The sequence below is a fragment of the Shewanella sp. 5_MG-2023 genome (genome assembly GCF_030547465.1).
Classification (GTDB): domain Bacteria; phylum Pseudomonadota; class Gammaproteobacteria; order Enterobacterales; family Shewanellaceae; genus Shewanella.
Genome location: NZ_JAUORC010000017.1, coordinates 63,642 through 79,928 on the forward strand (window position 1 = coordinate 63,642; position 16,287 = coordinate 79,928).

The window sequence follows — 16,287 nt, forward strand, 5'->3', positions numbered from 1 at the left end:
ATGACCACCTTGTTATCACTCATCATGTAACCCTATGCTAAATAGCATTATGCCTAAATTTAGCCCACTGCTTTCTTGCCGCTTCGGGCAAATAACTCCAAGCTAAAACCCGGGTAATTTTATTGCCTTGCTTCATTTCAATGGTCTGCACACTATCGGCATGTAACTGTTTTAATAATTGATAACAGGGCTTTAGGTTTTCTGACTTGGACACTAATGAGCTAAACCACAAACATTGTTGCCCAAACTGCTGACTTTCTTTAATCATATTCGTTAAAAACTGCTGCTCACCACCTTCACACCATAACTCAGCTTTTTGCCCACCAAAATTAAGTGCGGCACTACTTGAGCTAACGGCTGGCTTTTGGCTGTGCTTTTTAGCTCTGTTGGCGGCTAAATTGGCATTTTTCTTGGCGCTGCCTTGACTCGCTTCGGCTAATGAGCGATGAAATGGCGGGTTGCACAGAGTAATATCAAAGCGCTCATTATCCCCGATAATTCCGCTAAAAATAGCTTGAGGATTAGTCTGTTGGCGCAGGTCAATTTTCGATGCTAAATCAGGGTTATGGCTAATAATTTCAGCGACATTTGCAATTGAAACTGGGTCAATATCGCTGGCGACAAACTGCCAACCATAGCTTTTAACCCCTAATAATGGATAAATACCATTAGCACCGGTGCCAATATCCAATGCACGGATCTTATTTCCTTTAGGCGCTTTACCATTAACAGCCAGTAAATCAGCAATGTAATGCAAATAATCTACTCGACCTGGTACTGGCGGGCACAAGAACCCTGCCGGAATATCCCACTGCTCAATGTGATAATCAGTCAATAAAATTGCTGCGTTGAGGCTTTTGACCGCTTCAGGATCTGAGAAGTCGATTGAAAGATTACCGTAGGGGTTTGGTCTGACAAAGTGGGACAATTTGGGACACTTTTTTATTAATCCTTCGAAATCATAACCTTGATTATGCTTATTTCGCGGGTGTAGTGTTTTCACTTGAGTATGAGCGACGCCTTTGCTTGCCACCTTAGTCGGCGCAGATGTTTGCTTGTTCGTTTTGTTGCCAGCTTTACTGTTTTTCATGCAAATGTTCATTAATCATATAGGTATTTAGTAAACAGTAAATTAACCACGGACTGTTCACCCGTTTCAGCTTCTAGCAGTCGATTAACCGTTTCAAAGCACGCACGACGAATATCCTCTCTTCCGGTCAAGGACTTAACCTTGTCTTCAGGCTGATTTCCTAGCACTTCAACGATGGCGGCTCGCAGTAACGGATCATGGTGCTCTATCTGCTGCAATTGTTTAGGATCTTTAACCATTAACTCAACACTGATTTTTACAAAACCGAGTTTTTTGCGGTTAGAGATATAGTTAGTGACAATGTCAGGTTCGAAACCATAGTAAGCAAAGTTCCCAGTGGCTTTGTCATCTGCGCTATGCGCATTGGGGAAAAAAAACAGTGCAACTAACACTGCGAATAGGTACTTTGCCATAGTTAATCAAACTCCATTATTTAAATCTGCCTAATAGCAGCGGCTATCCAGCCATTGCTCTGTCATGATAAACTGCACTCGTTTGAGTATATTGTAACGAGTATTGAATGAACGTGACCAGTCTTAGCTTCCCGTATGGTGAATCAATCCAGTGGTTTTCACCTGATGCAATCAATTCTATGCCGCAATCGGCACTAAAAGAATGGTTACTCGCTACCGGTAGTTTAACCCAAAAGCTTAAAGGCTGTTGCCACGATTTTGAAGTTAAAGTCCTTGGCGAACAACTTACTACACCATTAGCAGGGGAATGCCCGCAGCAAAAGCAGGTTTGGGTAAGAGAAGTACTGCTGTGCCTTGATGGCGAGCCTTGGGTGTTTGCACGCACCTTAATCCCTGAGAACCTAGCCAATGATCAACACAACTTTAAAGCCTTAGGTAAGCGCCCATTGGGTGAACTACTGTTTACCAGTGCTGATATTGTCCCGGGCAAAATAGAGGTCGCTGAATTTGAAAGCTGCACTAAGCTAGCCCAACTGGCAACCCGCCTGTCCCAACCTGTCACCTCTTCACTTTGGGGGCGTCGCCGTTACTTTAACTTAGCCAACCAAGACATTATTGTTAGCGAAATTTTCCTTCCTTATGCGGTTAAGCAAATTAACGCCTTAACACTAAAGCAATCTTGTTAAAGTTAGTCCAACAAAGCCATGCGGTTTACCATACGTTGGCAACATCATGGCTATTTGTAAAGTAACCATAAAGCTTATGGCCTTATGTTTTAGTCGAGAGCCTTACAAGAAGTAAGCTCAGTAGCAACAAATACACCCCAGCTAAACTACCGCCACTACTGCTTTGAGATCCATCGTCGCCAGCAATTGTCTGGTTTTCGCCCATAAACTCTGAAGTAACTACACCATTTAGTTTAAATTCGACTATTGCCCTTGAGCTGTCTGACGATTGCGCCTGCACCTCCATCGTTAAGCCCAGTTCAGGTAACACCATGCCTGATTGTGGTTGCAGGGGCGCTGAGTAATCAGCATTATCATCAAATAAACTATAGTTACTTAGAGCGCTATCGTTAGCGTAGCTTGACTGAGGATATAAGCTAAAGCTGGCATCACGTACCTGCACACTTGAAGACCCGTCAGTTATTAGACTCTGGTCAGCATCAATAACCCCAATAAAGCCATAACCTTCATGCTCGGCGACATTGTTATCTTCATAGTTGTTATTTTCGAGCCATAATAAAATACCGGGCTCGTAGCCGACACTTTGCAAGCCCGCATCAATACCTTGATGGTTTCTCAGTTGCACAATATAGCGTTGCGGCAAACCGGGTAAGGTATCATCGATCCTTGAAAAACCCACTAAATCAACTTTGCCTTGCTCTTCGGCCCCGTCTTGGTAAATGTTGACGCCTTGCTGATTAATTTCAATTTGGTCAATAACAATACCGTAGTCACCTACAGCTTGATCCGTTACATAGCTCATTTCAACTTGCACACTTTGCCCTGAAAAATCGCTCAAGTCATAAACCAGTTCAACCCAAGCATCTGTTCCTGAAGCGCCAGCTATATCGCTCGATACCCCAGAAATATAGTGCTCTACATTGTTGAACAGAGGGTTACTGGCACTGGTATGGTTGCCGACAATGGCTACGCCATCAATCAACAATTGCATATAGTCATAATCTGTTTCTATGCTCCAATGTGCCTGCATAACAAGCTCAATCTGTGCGTCAGCGGGTAAATCTACCTCGAAACTCAGACTATTGGTAAGTTGATGGCCTTTACCTGAATGGTATTGATAGTCGCCAACTAAAGGTGACTTAAAGGCGAAGGGGGGATTGGGTAATGCGATGGACAATTGATTCACAGCATCAGCATTAACTGCTGCAAAAACCTCAGCAGTCAAACCTTCAGCAGTAATATCGGCCAAGTCGATGGCTTGCTCATTGACCCACTTGCCTTGGTAACGTTGTTGCAGATATGAACGGGCATAAGGACTTAAGCCCGCAGGCTTACTGCCAGCAATATAAGGATTACCCGCTTGCGCTTGACCCACCCAAGTACCACTTGCCATTAACGACCAGTAACCCACTGGCGCGCCATCCCCCAGATTAGTGTCGTATTCATCAGGCAGGCCTAAATCATGACCAAACTCATGGGTAACGACCCCAGTACCTGAGTCGATAGGCTGAATGGTATAGCCATAAACTTTCATTGACGTGCCAGGAAGAGCTTGTCCTTGGCTATTGGCACCAACAAAAAAGCGATGCGACCAAATAGCATCGGTGCCTAACACGCCGCCGCCCGCCTCTTCACCAATACTGGAATGAAATATGACAATGTGGTCTATGATGCCATCAGGCTCATTTTCATTGCCGTTGTTATTAAAATCAAATGGATCTTCACTATCGAATTCAGCTAATTCTGTCGCGCTCATCCCTTTAACGGCCTGAGTAACGGCTTCCATAACCAATTCAGGTACTGCAATATCATTATCACTGAAAACCGAATTATTGGCGCCATAGTAAGCAGCATTGTTACTGGCGGTTACCCAGCCTTTAACCTGACCACGAAAGAAAAAACTCTCACCAGAGGCTTGAGCAAAATATTGATAAGCCGTTTGAAGCACCTCACGGTTAGGTCCAGAAAATCCAGATCGAGAAAAAAGCAAATCTTGATAATGTTGTACGGAATAATCGTCATAAAACATTGACGTATCAGACTTGGTTAAACGATTGGCGTTATAGGGTAAATCAGGAAAGTCGACCAATACCGCCAGCACATTCACGGTTTTGGTGACATCCGCGTCAGCCAATGCTGGAGCTGATACTGGTGAGACTTTTATTCGTTGGGATCGATTCTTGGCAGCTATTTGCTTTAGTATTTTGACCTCAGCAGGCAGATAATTATGACTTGCTTTGCGAGTGAACTTCTCTACCGCAGCTTGCTTTGCTGCCTCGCTGGCATCAATTGCCAGCTCACCGCGCTTAATCAACCAGTATTGGATCTGTTGCTGATTCATTACCCCAGCATCTGCAGGAGAAGCGTATTGACTCGGCGCTGCCATGGCGTTTAACGAAAAAAGAGTCATTGCCAATATGGTCATAGCACCAGTAAAGATTTTACTCCATTGAATAGGCATCCTATGCCTCCTTTACTTCCTTTGATTGCACTTTTTAAATGCATTGTTACGCTTGGCGATATAACGACGAACAATCTCTTGTTGCTGTTGTTCACTCATATCTGTCGTTATTTCACCACTTTTGATTAAATTCTGTTTAACGCCGGACATATCTAAAGGAGGAGGTATTGCCCCACATTGAATGGTATTATTTTGATGCGTTAATTGGGTCTGATTAGAGCCGTTTTCGGCGCTATTACTATGGCTACAGCCCCAAATAACCCAGCTAAAAAAGATAGCGAATACAATGCGCATAATGAACGCCCAAACAACGAAGATGAATCAAAGAGTAATATTAAGTAAAGTTGCTAAAACGGCTTTACACAACTTTTTAGAGCGATTTTTATACAACTAAAGAAGTAAAAAATAATCGAAGATAAACTGAAAGGTAGAGAATATTGCGTAGAAAACCAAAAGGCCGCATTAAGCGGCCTTGTTGACTATAGCGATGCCGGACATGAGCTGATTAGCCGGCAGTTTTTAAATAGCTCGACACCCCGTCTAAGAACATTTGCACCGAAATCATTACCAGCACCATCCCCATTAGACGCTCGACTGCGGTTAAGCCTTTTTCGCCCAATATGCGAGTAAAGACTTTATAGAATAGTAAGATAACTGCGCTCACACCCCAAGCCGCCACTAAGGCAATAGTCCAATCCATCATTCTGCTACTGTCACTGTGCGCCAATAATATTAATGCAGCTAACACTGATGGCCCAGCCATTAACGGTATAGCCATAGGAACAATAAATGGCTCTTCACCGGCGGCTAAACCTACCACGCCGCCCGGTTGTGGGAAAATCATCCTAATGGCAATTAAGAACAAAATAATCCCGCCTGCAATACTCACTGACTCTTGACGCAGGCTAAGAAAATTAAGGATCACCTCGCCGGCAAACAAGAACAGCAACATGATTGCCAGCGCAAACAATAATTCACGAATAAGCACTCGGCGGCGTTTTTTGGGTTCAATATGTCGCAAAATTGAAGCAAAAATAGGCAAGTTGCCCAAAGGGTCCATAATCAGGAAAAGCATGACTGCAGCAGAAAAGATGTCCATTACATTAGTTCTATTAATTATTAACAATGAACTACTATTGTATACTTAATACAGTCATTTGGCAGAAATAACCGTGACTTTCGCTCTATCTTGCAACGCTGAAGGCTATCTTTACCGTGTAAATTGTCATCATGAGTGATAATCAAGCAAAGCAAGTATTAAGTTAATTGAAAGACTGCGATATACTGCGGTGTTTTTTCCGTTTCATTGATTCTTTGGATCCCATGCTCTATCTAGCTGCTAGTTGTATTGCACTTTTATTCGGACCGCTTTTTTATCGCTACTTCTCATCAGGGAGTGGGCTACAAAAAGGCTTAGATGGATTTATCTTCGTCTCATTAGGCGGGTTGGTGCTTATCCATATTTTGCCTGAACTCCTTGAACATGGTGGTTTTATCACTTTGCTGTTCGTGGTGCTTGGCTTATGGGGTCCCACAGCCAGTGAACGGCTTTTCCACCGCTACTCAGATATTACCCATAACGTGACCCTAACTTTAGGGATTGGCGGACTATTGCTGCACACCATTACCGATGGTGGCGCCATGGTTTTAGCCCAACAAGAGGGTAACTCTAGCTTATTAGCGCTGGGAGTGATTATGCATCGCTTACCCGTTGGTGTGGCAATTTGGTGGCTATTAAAACCCCAGGTTGGTACCCGCTGGGCCAGTGCGGTATTAGCTGCGATGATGGTACTCACAGGCTTGGGTTACTTTGCTGGCGAGCAACTACTCGATAGCCTCAGCTTAGATAATACCGTTTATTTACAAGCCTTTGTTACCGGATCAATTTTGCATGTGGTGCTACATCAGCCCCACGGACAACACGAAGAAGATCATCAAGGTCGCTATCAATACCAAGCAGGCATTGGCAGTTTATTGGGGGTCGCATTACTAACTGTATTATTGTTAATGGACAGTGGTGGCCATGCCCACGCCCATCACAGCCATGGCTCGGATCAGTTTATGTCTTGGTTACTGACCATCTCGCCAATATTAATTGCCAGTTACTTAATTGCCACTGCGCGCTTCAAAGCTGGGTTAACCCCGCAAAACAGTAGCCTCTCCAGTCGCTGGTTACAGCGTCTAGCGGGCCCTGAAGCCTTGCTGATCACCTTGCTATTATTGGGGCCTTGGTTTGCCATATATCAAGCTATTTCATTGTTGGCGATTGGCACGTTACTCAGCTTGGGTAAAGTTGAACTTACCGATCCCCACGAGAATTTACCGCAATCGGCTTGGCGCTTTGGGTTTGCACATTTAGTGGATCGCAGCGCGCCCTGGATTGCCCTTAGCTTAATTTTAGCCAACCTCATTGGTCATCCGTCGGTACATCTTGAGCACCCAGCACTGCAAGTATTAATCTTGTTAGTCGTCTTTCTACCGATGCGTTTTTGTAATTTAGGCGCGGCAGTACTGGCATTATCATTAGCCTATAGCGGCTGGAGCAATGTCGCAGTGGCATTTGCACTTATTGCAGCGCCTGTGCTTAGCCTTAGCCAGTTAAAGCTAATGAGCTGGAGCATGCGCTTGTCATTGTCAGCTGTATTAGCCGTCGCGTTGTTATTCGCACACCAGTATCTGGTTGATTGGCACCAGTTACTCACCTTGCCAAATAACGTTAATATTGCGGGATTAGTTGTGGTGGGATTAATCTTTAGTGCTAGCTTACTGCGCTTAGGACCACGTAAGTTCTTAAGTCGCTTAATGATTAAGTTTAGCGGTCATAACCATGATCATAACCACAATCACTCCCATGGTGCTAATACCTCAGATAAATCTGCGGCTGCGCCAACAGAGCATAAACATCACCACTAATTAAGCCGCCGCATTAAGCGAGGGTTACTGTCAGGTTCATGTTATTCAGGCTATGATGTTTTATCATCGACCGAATAACTGAGCCGACTTAACCAAGCCTATGTGTATTTTATTTATCGCGGTAGACATGCATCCCCAATGGCCACTGATTGTGTGCGCTAATCGTGATGAGTTTCATCATCGCGCCACCGATCCAGCCCATTTTTGGCAAACAGTTGCTAACAGCAATTTACCTCAATCTCAGTCGATATTAGCAGGCAAAGACCTACAAGCTGGCGGCACTTGGCTTGGAGTGAATCAACAAGGTCACTTTGCAGGCCTTACCAATATTCGCAATCAACAAGCCGATGGCCTAAGAAGTCGCGGCGAACTGGTGGTTAACGCTCTCGATCTTCGCCAAGATGTCAGCCTTGATTGGCTACGCCAACACAGCGCTAATTACAGTCCGTTTAATCTTGTTTATCAGCAACAGCAGCAACTTTACTGTTTTAATAGCGTCACTGCTGAGAACACGCCATTAACTAAAGGTTTTCATGCTGTGAGTAATGGCGCTATAGATGACGTCTGGCCGAAAATGGCCAAGGGATTACAGGCGTTAGAGCAGCATCTATTAGCTGAAAAGCAGCCCAATATTGAACAAATGTTGGCATTTATGCGTGATGAATCTCAAGCTGAAGATAGCAGCCTACCTAGTACTGGCATTGAAATTGAGTGGGAAAGGCTGTTGTCGTCGATTTTTATTCGCCATCCAGAATATGGCACCCGCTCAACCAGTGTGGTAATGCGAGATAAAAACGGCAACATCGACTTTTATGAAGTGCGTTATGACGGCAAAGCTCGAAACTTAGGGCAACAGCATTTTGTTATAACACCCTAAGTCCGAATTAATCTATTCGCAGCCAAGCAATTAATCAGATGAATGATCATGGGTTATCACCCACTTATCATCAATACGCTCTATCAGTAGGGTGAACACACCATTAGGTTTGTCTTTTGTACGTTCTAATTGCCAACGACCCACAACCAATGCGGCGTAGTTGCTGAGCATTTTAATCTCTTTCACATTGAACGACAGTTTGCCCATGCGCGCTGAATCAGGATAACTTTTTTTATAGCTAGCAAGAATTACATCCCAACCGTAGCTAAACTTACCATTAGACACAAAACGTAAATTGTCACTTTGCCAATAGCCTTGCATGTAGGCATCAATATCGCCGCTATTCCAGGCTTGTTCTTGCTGTGAAATCACTGCTCTAATTCTATCTGTAGGTATAGCACTATTGGTATTAACTTCGTCTAGTGACACGGATTGTTGTTCAAGTGAGACAACTGCGCTGACGGCATCAGGCTCAGTCTCAGCCTCAACCTCAGCCTCAGCCGGCGCTGAAGTTAAGGTGTCGGTAACGGCACTAACTAGCTGCTCTGCTGCAATATCTGCTGTATTCGTGGTTTTAGGTGAGCTATCTGAAGGGCTTAGCTCTACCTTTAAATCGGCAACGGGTTCAATCACGCCAACTTCGACCTTGGCAGTTGAAGCAGGTTTTAATGGCACGATTTTTAATTCAGCTTGTTTGAGTGCAACATCTGAGGCGGTTTGAGTCGCTGTTGGTTTATCTTCTGCCGCTAACATAGAAGTAAAACCACCAAAAATAACGGCGAATAAAATAATTATCGGGTGCTTCACACACTCTCCTTAATTTGTACCAAGGTTGAAATTACCCAACACGAGTGCCACAGTAATAACAATGATTTAGTACTTTTGCATTAGATTAATAACCCAGTAAGCATGCTGTGTCGTGTTAATCCCAACTGCGGTTTGGCTTATAAAACATGTTGAGATAAGCGATATCTGTAACATGAGATTCTGTGAAATTAATATATAAATTCATTCTGTTATGGTTAGATTCTAGCGTATCAGAGTGAAATAAACTGGAAAATAGCGCATGTTTAGTAAATTTTGTTTATGGCTATTGGCCATTAATGGCTGGAAATTAGACGGCCAGGTCGCCGCTGATGAACAATTCATTATGGTGGTTGGCCCACATACCAGTAATTGGGACTTCATTGTCGGCATAGTTGCCCGCTTTGCTCTGGGGATAAAAATCCATTTTTTAGGTAAACATCAGCTGTTTATTCCACCTTGGGGTTGGTTTTTTAAAGCCTTAGGTGGCAGCCCTGTGGACCGACGTAAAAACAACAATATGGTCGATGCTGTGGCGCAGCTGTTTAGTGACGATAATCAGTACAAGCTGGCACTAGCCCCAGAAGGAACCAGAAGCGCAGTTACCCGCTGGAAAACTGGCTTTTATCATATTGCGACTAAAGCCAAGGTGCCAATAATCACCGTGGGATTAGATTTTAAAACCAAGTCTATTGTGATTAATCAACCGCTGCATCCCAGTGGCGATGTCGCCACTGACATGAATCGTATTTTAGATTTTTTCCGCCATATTAACGGCCGCCACCCTAAGGTCATCCCGCACTACATCCCCTCGGATGAGCAGCCAAAAAACTAGTGAGACTTAATACTGCGAATATCTTCACCTGTGGGCTTTTGAAAAGCACGTAAACCAAATTCAGGTAATATGGCAAAGACGTGATCGAAGATATCTGCTTGAATACCTTCATAAAAAGCCCAGCGGACATCATTGGTAAATACATATAACTCAATAGGCAAGCCTTCTGGCGTTGGCGCAAGTTGACGCACCATCAGCGTCATATCCTTGTGCAGCTTATTATTTTGACGTAAATAGGCATCTAAATAAGCCCTAAAAGTACCCACATTAGTCAAGCGTCTGCCATTTACCGGCATATCAATATCGTTTACCAGCTCATTAGCATGGGAAATTTCCGAGCAAACCTTAGGAAAATAATCTTTCAATAAATTCACTTTAGATAATCGAGCCATATCGTCTTCAGTAAGAAAGTGAATACTATTTACATCAAGAGTAATCGAACGCTTAATTCGGCGGCCGCCCTTTTCAGACATGCCGCGCCAGTTTTTAAAGGCGTCTGATACCAACGCATAGGCAGGGATCATGGTAATGGTGTTATCCCAATTACGCACTTTAACCGTATTGAGTGATACCTCATCTACAGCACCATCAGCGCCATATTTGTCCATTTGAATCCAATCGCCTTTACTCACCATACGGTTAGCAGCTAATTGAATCCCAGCAACAAAGCCTAAAATGGTGTCCCTAAACACCAACATCACTAAACCGGTGGCAACACCTAAACCACTTAAAAAGTAAATTGGCGACTCATCTGCAATCACTGATATGCCAATAATAAAACCAACAAAGAATAAAAATAGTTTAAATAGTTGTACGAAGCTTTTAACCGGTAAGCGGCGACTAATCAGCCTGACATCAGCAATTTCATTTACCGCATCTAAACAGGCGTAAATCGCCCGAATAACAAAAATGACCACCAGCACGCTTAGGCCACGGTCAATGACTGAGCCCAGCAACTGTTGATGGGTTAAAATAATCGGGATCAGTAAGTCCAAGGTCATGATTGGCACTAACAAGGACAATTTTTCCAATACGCCATAGCGCATGAAAATATCATCCCAAGTCACGGTCGATTTACGGATCATCGCATTAACCGCTTTTACAAATACCTTTTTGGTAATGTAATAAGCGATAGTTGCCAAAATAAAGCTCACCATCAGTAATATTGATGTTGCTACACTGTCAGAGGGCTGACTATTCACCCCAATATCAAGCAACCAACTGGCAATATCATCACGTAACTCGTTATCCACGCATTAATTCCTTACACATTTATACTGATTGAAAGACTAGGTTTACAACATCCAAAGCCATTATAGAGAACAAAGACTTATTGAGAACGATCCAAAATAGCATATTTATCGATTAATTAACCCGCTTTCAATTTGATAACAAGTTCGCCATCAAATCACCACCGCATTCAAACAAGGCGACAGCATACCAAAGTAAACTAATGATATTGGTTGCAAAGTTGAGCACATTAATTGACCTAGAGCTCCCTTCACTTACCATTGGAACATTAAAACGAATTGAGGTTCCTATGAAACACACTTGGCTAGCAGTCATCCTAACACTGAGCATTCTCTCGGTTAGCAGTAACGCCCGCGCAGAAACGGATGAACAAAAGTTTAAGCCTTCGACTGCCTTGTTAGTGGATTTTATCGATAGCCGCGGCGATATGTTTGGTATCACCCTTGCCATGAAACATTTTGACCCTGATTACGCCGACTGGGGCTATTATATTGGTTATGCTTGGGGTGATAAATACGACCTTGATGTACCAGAGCCGGCTGAAGCTTATGCCGAAGAATACATGTGGCGCTTTGGGTTAAGCTATAGCCTAACTGAAAATTTTAATCTCTATGGCGGCGCCACGGTTTTTATAAACGAACAAAACTACACCAACAATATTTCCACCCGCGAAGTTAACGGCAAGCCGCGCTGGGAATCTAACCGTGATAAAGACTGGGGCGCTGAAGTTGGCGTGCGCTACACAGTGTTTGATAGCTTTGTCATCGGCGCGGGTTACGACACCAGTGCCGAAGCGGCAATAATCTCCATTGGTTTTACCATGTAAGCATTATCAAAATCGTCATAATAGAAAAAGGACCCGCTGGTCCTTTTTTTGTTTTGAGTCTTTTTGTTCAAGCCTTTTGTTTCAAGCTGCTAACTCGCTACCCCCTAAAAGCTCACTAACATACCCGCAGGTAAGTAAGTATTGAAGCTGGCGCTATAGAGTAAATCTGTCGCCGCTTCGATATCCGGCGCAAAAAAGCGGTCTTTATCGTAATACGCTACCACTTCACGCAGCTCAGCTTTGGCTTTCACTACCGCATCACTGGGTTGTAATGGAGTGCGAAAATCTAACCCTTGCGCTGCAGCTAATAGCTCAATCGCTAACACCCCACGGGTATTTTCAGACATATCACGCAACCGACGAGCTGCAAAAGTTGCCATCGAGACATGATCTTCCTGATTCGCCGAGGTCGGTAAACTATCCACAGAAGCTGGATGCGCAAAGGTTTTGTTTTCAGATGCCAATGCCGCCGCCGTCACCTGTGCAATCATAAAGCCTGAGTTCACCCCACCATTTTTCACTAAAAATGGCGGTAATTTCGATAAGCTAGAGTCAATGAGCAGTGCTATGCGGCGCTCGGCAATTGAGCCTAACTCAGCAATAGCAATGGCAAGGTTATCTGCTGCCATAGCAACAGGTTCAGCATGGAAGTTACCACCTGAGATAATATCGCCGGTGTCTTGAAATACCAGTGGGTTATCGGTCACACCATTAGCTTCAACCCCTAACACTTCACCAGCATGGCGAATTTGGGTTAAACATGCCCCCAACACCTGTGGCTGACAGCGCAAAGAATATGGATCTTGCACTTTTTCACAATCAACATGGCTTTGGCTGATCTCAGACTCATCAGCTAGCAAGTGACGGAAGATAGCCGCTGAATCAATTTGACCTTGTTGGCCACGAGCCGCGTGAATACGGGCATCAAACGGGCTACGACTGCCCATAGCCGCTTCAACACTCATGGCACCAATAACTGAACTTGCAGCAAATAAATCTTCAGCATGGAATAAACCTTCAAGGGCTAGAGCGGTTGACGCTTGGGTGCCATTAAGCAGTGCTAACCCCTCTTTTGCAGCCAGTTCTATTGGTTTAAGCCCTGCAATTTCAAGCCCTTCTGCTGCTGTAATGATTTGACCTTGGTAGCTCATTTCACCTTCTGCCAGCATAGGTAAACACATGTGCGATAGCGGGGCTAAATCACCCGATGCGCCCACTGAGCCTTTTTCTGGAATACAGGGATAAACACCGGCATTAACCAACTGAATAAGAAAGTTAATCACTTCTAAGCGAATACCTGAAAAGCCGCGGCTTAATGAGTTAATTTTTAGCACCATCATTAAACGCACTGTGGCATCTTGCATGTATTGGCCTGTGCCCGCAGCGTGTGATAACACGATTGAGCGCTGCAATAACTGCAAATCTTCTGGGGCAATTTTGGTGTTAGCTAATAAGCCAAAGCCAGTATTAATGCCATATACAGTTCGGCCTTCATCTAATACTTGTTGCACTATCGCGGCACTGGTATTAATTTCAGGAATCGCTTCTTCTGCCAAGGTTAGATGAACTGCACCACGGCCAATACGGCGTAATTGCGCTAACGTCAGTGTGCCTGGTTTTAGGAGCAGTTTATAAGGTGTTGCAGTCATTATTTAGCTCCTTGCATTGGCAAATCTAGGCCTTGTTCTTCAGCGCATTGTTGCGCAAGTTCATATCCAGCATCAGCATGGCGCATCACGCCTGTGGCTGGGTCATTCCATAATACTCGGCCTAAACGCACTGCTGCATCATCACTGCCATCGGCAACAATCACCACGCCAGAGTGCTGACTAAAGCCCATACCCACACCGCCGCCATGGTGCAATGACACCCAAGTTGCACCACTTGCAGTATTGAGTAAGGCATTCATTAACGGCCAATCAGATACCGCATCAGAGCCATCGAGCATGGATTCGGTCTCACGATTTGGGCTGGCAACTGAGCCTGAATCTAAATGATCACGGCCAATGACAATCGGCGCTGATAGCTCGCCCGTTTTAACCATCTCGTTAAACGCTAATGCTAAACGGGCACGGTCTTTTAATCCCACCCAACAAATTCGTGACGGTAAACCTTGGAAGGCAATCCGCTCGCGGGCCATATCTAACCAGTTGTGCAAGTGAGGGTTATCAGGAATAAGCTCTTTGACCTTGGCATCAGTTTTATAAATATCTTCAGGATCGCCCGATAATGCCACCCAGCGAAACGGACCAATTCCTTCACAAAATAGTGGACGCACATAAGCTGGCACAAAACCGGGGAAATCAAAGGCGTTTTCAACCCCTTCTTCGAAGGCCATTTGACGAATGTTATTACCATAATCTGTTGTGGCCGCCCCTGCCGCTTGCAGCGCCAGCATGGCTCTAACTTGCACCGCCATTGACTGCTTAGCCGCTTTAACCACTGCCGCTTCGTCAGTTTTACGCATTTCGACAGCTTGCTCTAATGTCCAGCCTTGAGGTAAATAACCGTTTAATGGATCATGGGCAGAAGTTTGATCGGTCACCACATCAGGGGTAATACCACGCTCAACTAACTCAGCAAAAATATCGGCAGCGTTACCCAATAGGCCAACGGACACAGGCTTACCAGAGGCATTAGCCTCATCAATCATGGCTAATGCTTGATCAAGACTGGTAGCTTTTTTATCGACATATTGAGTGCGCAGACGAAAATCAATGCGAGTTTCATCTACTTCACAGGTTAATACTGAATAACCCGCCATAGTGCCGGCTAAAGGCTGCGCGCCGCCCATGCCGCCAAGGCCACCAGTTAAAATCCACTTACCCGCAGATGAGCCCCCAAAGTGCTGCTTGGCCATGGCGACAAAGGTTTCATAAGTGCCCTGAACAATGCCTTGGGAGCCAATATAAATCCACGAACCGGCGGTCATTTGGCCGTACATCGCCAAACCTTTTTTATCCAGCTCATTAAAGTGTTCCCAGTTAGCCCAATGTGGCACTAGGTTAGAGTTAGCAATAATCACCCGCGGCGCATTAGTGTGGGTTTTGAATACCCCCACAGGTTTACCTGACTGCACCATCAAGGTTTCGTCATCTTCTAGACGTTGCAGTACTTCAATTATTTTGTCGTAACACTGCCAATCACGCGCCGCGCGGCCAATACCGCCATAAACCACTAAATCTTCAGGGCGCTCGGCTACATCAGGATGCAGATTGTTCATTAACATCCGCATTGGCGCTTCTGTCATCCAGCTTTTACAACTCAATTGACTGCCATGAGGGGCAATAATGCGGCGGCTAGGGTCGTGTCTTTTACTAATGGTGTTATCCATATTTTCCTCTTCAACTAACATTGTCAGCTTGATGTCTAATATTTTTAGGTTTTTTTAATGATGTTCTGTTTAGAAGCAGTTAACTGTTAAAGGTTAAATGGCCCCCTAAACTAAATTTACTGCCGGGGTGAACCAAGCGCGCAAAGCTCACCACGCCTTTGCGTGACCAAGTGCGACGCAAAATTTGTAAGCAAGGCTCTGTTGGCTCAATATTTAATAATTGCTGCATTTGCTCGCTGGCAATAATGGCTTCGATGCGATGACGGGCTTCGGTTAAAGGCGCCACCTTGGATAAATATTCATGGGGGGTTAATTGGGTAAAGTCTTGCAGTAAGTAGTCAGGCACTAATTCTGGATTCACAAAGCGCTCTTCGACCTGTAATGGCGCATCTTGCTCGCAGTGCAGCAATACCGAGTAATACACAAGGTCGCCAATTTCTAATCCTAAGGCCACCGCAACGGGTCTTGTGGCAGCAATTTGGGTTAACTTAAGCTGCTTAACACTGTAGCCATGACCACGGTCTTTAATTTCATCGGCAATGTTTCGAATGGCCAATAATGATGACTGCGATTTAATCCCCGCGACAAAAGTACCAATACCTTGAGTGCGCTCTAACACCCCAGCCTCCACCAGCTCAGTCAATGCTCTTCTTGCTGTCATGCGACTACAAGAAAACAACTCAGCAAGTTGATTTTCTGATGGCACTTGATCATTTTCTTGCCACTCACCCGCTTCGATACGAGCCAGAATGGATTGCTTTATTTGTGCAAATTTAGCCAACACGGATTTCGCCCAG

At 44.6% G+C, this 16,287-nt stretch carries 15 protein-coding genes; 5 read left to right on the forward strand and 10 right to left on the reverse strand.

Features of this window, described 5'->3' with window-relative positions; all coding sequences use genetic code 11:
• Positions 1–37 precede the first annotated feature (37 nt).
• Complete coding sequence (gene rlmF, locus Q4557_RS11685) at positions 38–1,090, reverse strand: 23S rRNA (adenine(1618)-N(6))-methyltransferase RlmF (protein ID WP_241901053.1); 1,053 nt, start codon at positions 1,088–1,090, stop codon at positions 38–40.
• Between the two features lie 11 nt (positions 1,091–1,101).
• Positions 1,102–1,503, reverse strand: a complete 402-nt coding sequence (locus tag Q4557_RS11690) for a flagellar basal body-associated protein FliL (protein WP_102435952.1) — start codon at positions 1,501–1,503, stop codon at positions 1,102–1,104.
• A 107-nt stretch (positions 1,504–1,610) separates the two neighbouring features.
• Between Q4557_RS11690 and Q4557_RS11695 the strand changes: the two genes are divergently transcribed.
• Positions 1,611–2,189, forward strand: a complete 579-nt coding sequence (locus Q4557_RS11695; RefSeq protein WP_102435951.1) for a chorismate lyase — start codon at positions 1,611–1,613, stop codon at positions 2,187–2,189.
• An 82-nt stretch (positions 2,190–2,271) separates the two neighbouring features.
• Here Q4557_RS11695 and Q4557_RS11700 read toward each other — a convergent pair whose 3' ends face one another.
• The 3 genes from Q4557_RS11700 to Q4557_RS11710 form a co-directional block, all read right to left on the reverse strand.
• Positions 2,272–4,650 carry an immune inhibitor A domain-containing protein gene (locus tag Q4557_RS11700; protein ID WP_303412865.1) on the reverse strand — a complete coding sequence of 793 codons (2,379 nt, stop codon included), beginning with the start codon at positions 4,648–4,650 and terminating at the stop codon, positions 2,272–2,274.
• A gap of 12 nt (positions 4,651–4,662) precedes the next feature.
• Complete coding sequence (locus tag Q4557_RS11705) at positions 4,663–4,944, reverse strand: hypothetical protein (RefSeq protein WP_102435947.1); 282 nt, start codon at positions 4,942–4,944, stop codon at positions 4,663–4,665.
• Between the two features lie 211 nt (positions 4,945–5,155).
• Positions 5,156–5,749, reverse strand: coding sequence for a YhgN family NAAT transporter (locus Q4557_RS11710; protein WP_102435945.1), 594 nt, complete (start codon positions 5,747–5,749; stop codon positions 5,156–5,158).
• 224 nt (positions 5,750–5,973) lie between these two features.
• On the opposite strand from Q4557_RS11710, the gene Q4557_RS11715 reads away from it, so the two are divergent.
• Together Q4557_RS11715 and Q4557_RS11720 are read left to right on the forward strand one after the other, a co-directional pair.
• Complete coding sequence (locus Q4557_RS11715) at positions 5,974–7,563, forward strand: metal transporter (RefSeq protein ID WP_303412868.1); 1,590 nt, start codon at positions 5,974–5,976, stop codon at positions 7,561–7,563.
• A 100-nt stretch (positions 7,564–7,663) separates the two neighbouring features.
• Positions 7,664–8,440 (forward strand): NRDE family protein, encoded by a 777-nt coding sequence (locus tag Q4557_RS11720; RefSeq protein ID WP_102531509.1) that lies wholly within the window; start codon positions 7,664–7,666, stop codon positions 8,438–8,440.
• A gap of 30 nt (positions 8,441–8,470) precedes the next feature.
• On the opposite strand, the gene Q4557_RS11725 is transcribed toward Q4557_RS11720, so the two are convergent.
• Complete coding sequence (locus tag Q4557_RS11725) at positions 8,471–8,869, reverse strand: SgcJ/EcaC family oxidoreductase (protein WP_102435939.1); 399 nt, start codon at positions 8,867–8,869, stop codon at positions 8,471–8,473.
• A gap of 637 nt (positions 8,870–9,506) precedes the next feature.
• On the opposite strand from Q4557_RS11725, the gene Q4557_RS11730 reads away from it, so the two are divergent.
• On the forward strand, positions 9,507–10,079 hold the full coding sequence (locus tag Q4557_RS11730) for a lysophospholipid acyltransferase family protein (RefSeq protein WP_303412870.1): 573 nt from the start codon (positions 9,507–9,509) through the stop codon (positions 10,077–10,079).
• On the opposite strand, the gene Q4557_RS11735 is transcribed toward Q4557_RS11730, so the two are convergent.
• On the reverse strand, positions 10,076–11,332 hold the full coding sequence (locus Q4557_RS11735; protein ID WP_303412872.1) for a mechanosensitive ion channel family protein: 1,257 nt from the start codon (positions 11,330–11,332) through the stop codon (positions 10,076–10,078). The genes Q4557_RS11730 and Q4557_RS11735 overlap by 4 nt on opposite strands.
• 287 nt (positions 11,333–11,619) lie before the next feature.
• Between Q4557_RS11735 and Q4557_RS11740 the strand changes: the two genes are divergently transcribed.
• Entirely contained in the window at positions 11,620–12,156 is a 537-nt protein-coding gene (locus Q4557_RS11740; protein ID WP_102476489.1) for a hypothetical protein, read from the forward strand.
• A gap of 104 nt (positions 12,157–12,260) precedes the next feature.
• Here Q4557_RS11740 and hutH read toward each other — a convergent pair whose 3' ends face one another.
• The 3 genes from hutH to hutC form a co-directional block, all read right to left on the reverse strand.
• Positions 12,261–13,805, reverse strand: a complete 1,545-nt coding sequence (hutH, locus tag Q4557_RS11745; RefSeq protein ID WP_102520195.1) for a histidine ammonia-lyase — start codon at positions 13,803–13,805, stop codon at positions 12,261–12,263.
• Positions 13,805–15,478: a urocanate hydratase gene (hutU, locus tag Q4557_RS11750; protein ID WP_303412929.1), complete on the reverse strand. Its 1,674-nt coding sequence runs from the start codon at positions 15,476–15,478 to the stop codon at positions 13,805–13,807. The genes hutH and hutU overlap by 1 nt, the downstream gene beginning before the upstream one ends.
• 91 nt (positions 15,479–15,569) lie before the next feature.
• Positions 15,570–16,274, reverse strand: a complete 705-nt coding sequence (gene hutC / locus Q4557_RS11755; RefSeq protein WP_102435927.1) for a histidine utilization repressor — start codon at positions 16,272–16,274, stop codon at positions 15,570–15,572.
• Between the last annotated feature and the right edge of the window lie 13 nt (positions 16,275–16,287).

What these genes read in the sequence shown, in the direction of transcription:
- Q4557_RS11700 (WP_303412865.1), bottom strand. Translation starts at nt 4,650, where the DNA reads ATGCCTATTCAATGGAGTAAAATCTTTACTGGTGCTATGACCATATTG.
- Q4557_RS11740 (WP_102476489.1), top strand. Translation starts at nt 11,620, where the DNA reads ATGAAACACACTTGGCTAGCAGTCATCCTAACACTGAGCATTCTCTCG.
- Q4557_RS11715 (WP_303412868.1), top strand. Translation starts at nt 5,974, where the DNA reads ATGCTCTATCTAGCTGCTAGTTGTATTGCACTTTTATTCGGACCGCTT.
- Q4557_RS11705 (WP_102435947.1), bottom strand. Translation starts at nt 4,944, where the DNA reads ATGCGCATTGTATTCGCTATCTTTTTTAGCTGGGTTATTTGGGGCTGT.
- Q4557_RS11730 (WP_303412870.1), top strand. Translation starts at nt 9,507, where the DNA reads ATGTTTAGTAAATTTTGTTTATGGCTATTGGCCATTAATGGCTGGAAA.
- Q4557_RS11710 (WP_102435945.1), bottom strand. Translation starts at nt 5,749, where the DNA reads ATGGACATCTTTTCTGCTGCAGTCATGCTTTTCCTGATTATGGACCCT.
- Q4557_RS11690 (WP_102435952.1), bottom strand. Translation starts at nt 1,503, where the DNA reads ATGGCAAAGTACCTATTCGCAGTGTTAGTTGCACTGTTTTTTTTCCCC.
- Q4557_RS11695 (WP_102435951.1), top strand. Translation starts at nt 1,611, where the DNA reads ATGAACGTGACCAGTCTTAGCTTCCCGTATGGTGAATCAATCCAGTGG.
- hutH (WP_102520195.1), bottom strand. Translation starts at nt 13,805, where the DNA reads ATGACTGCAACACCTTATAAACTGCTCCTAAAACCAGGCACACTGACG.
- Q4557_RS11720 (WP_102531509.1), top strand. Translation starts at nt 7,664, where the DNA reads ATGTGTATTTTATTTATCGCGGTAGACATGCATCCCCAATGGCCACTG.
- rlmF (WP_241901053.1), bottom strand. Translation starts at nt 1,090, where the DNA reads ATGAAAAACAGTAAAGCTGGCAACAAAACGAACAAGCAAACATCTGCG.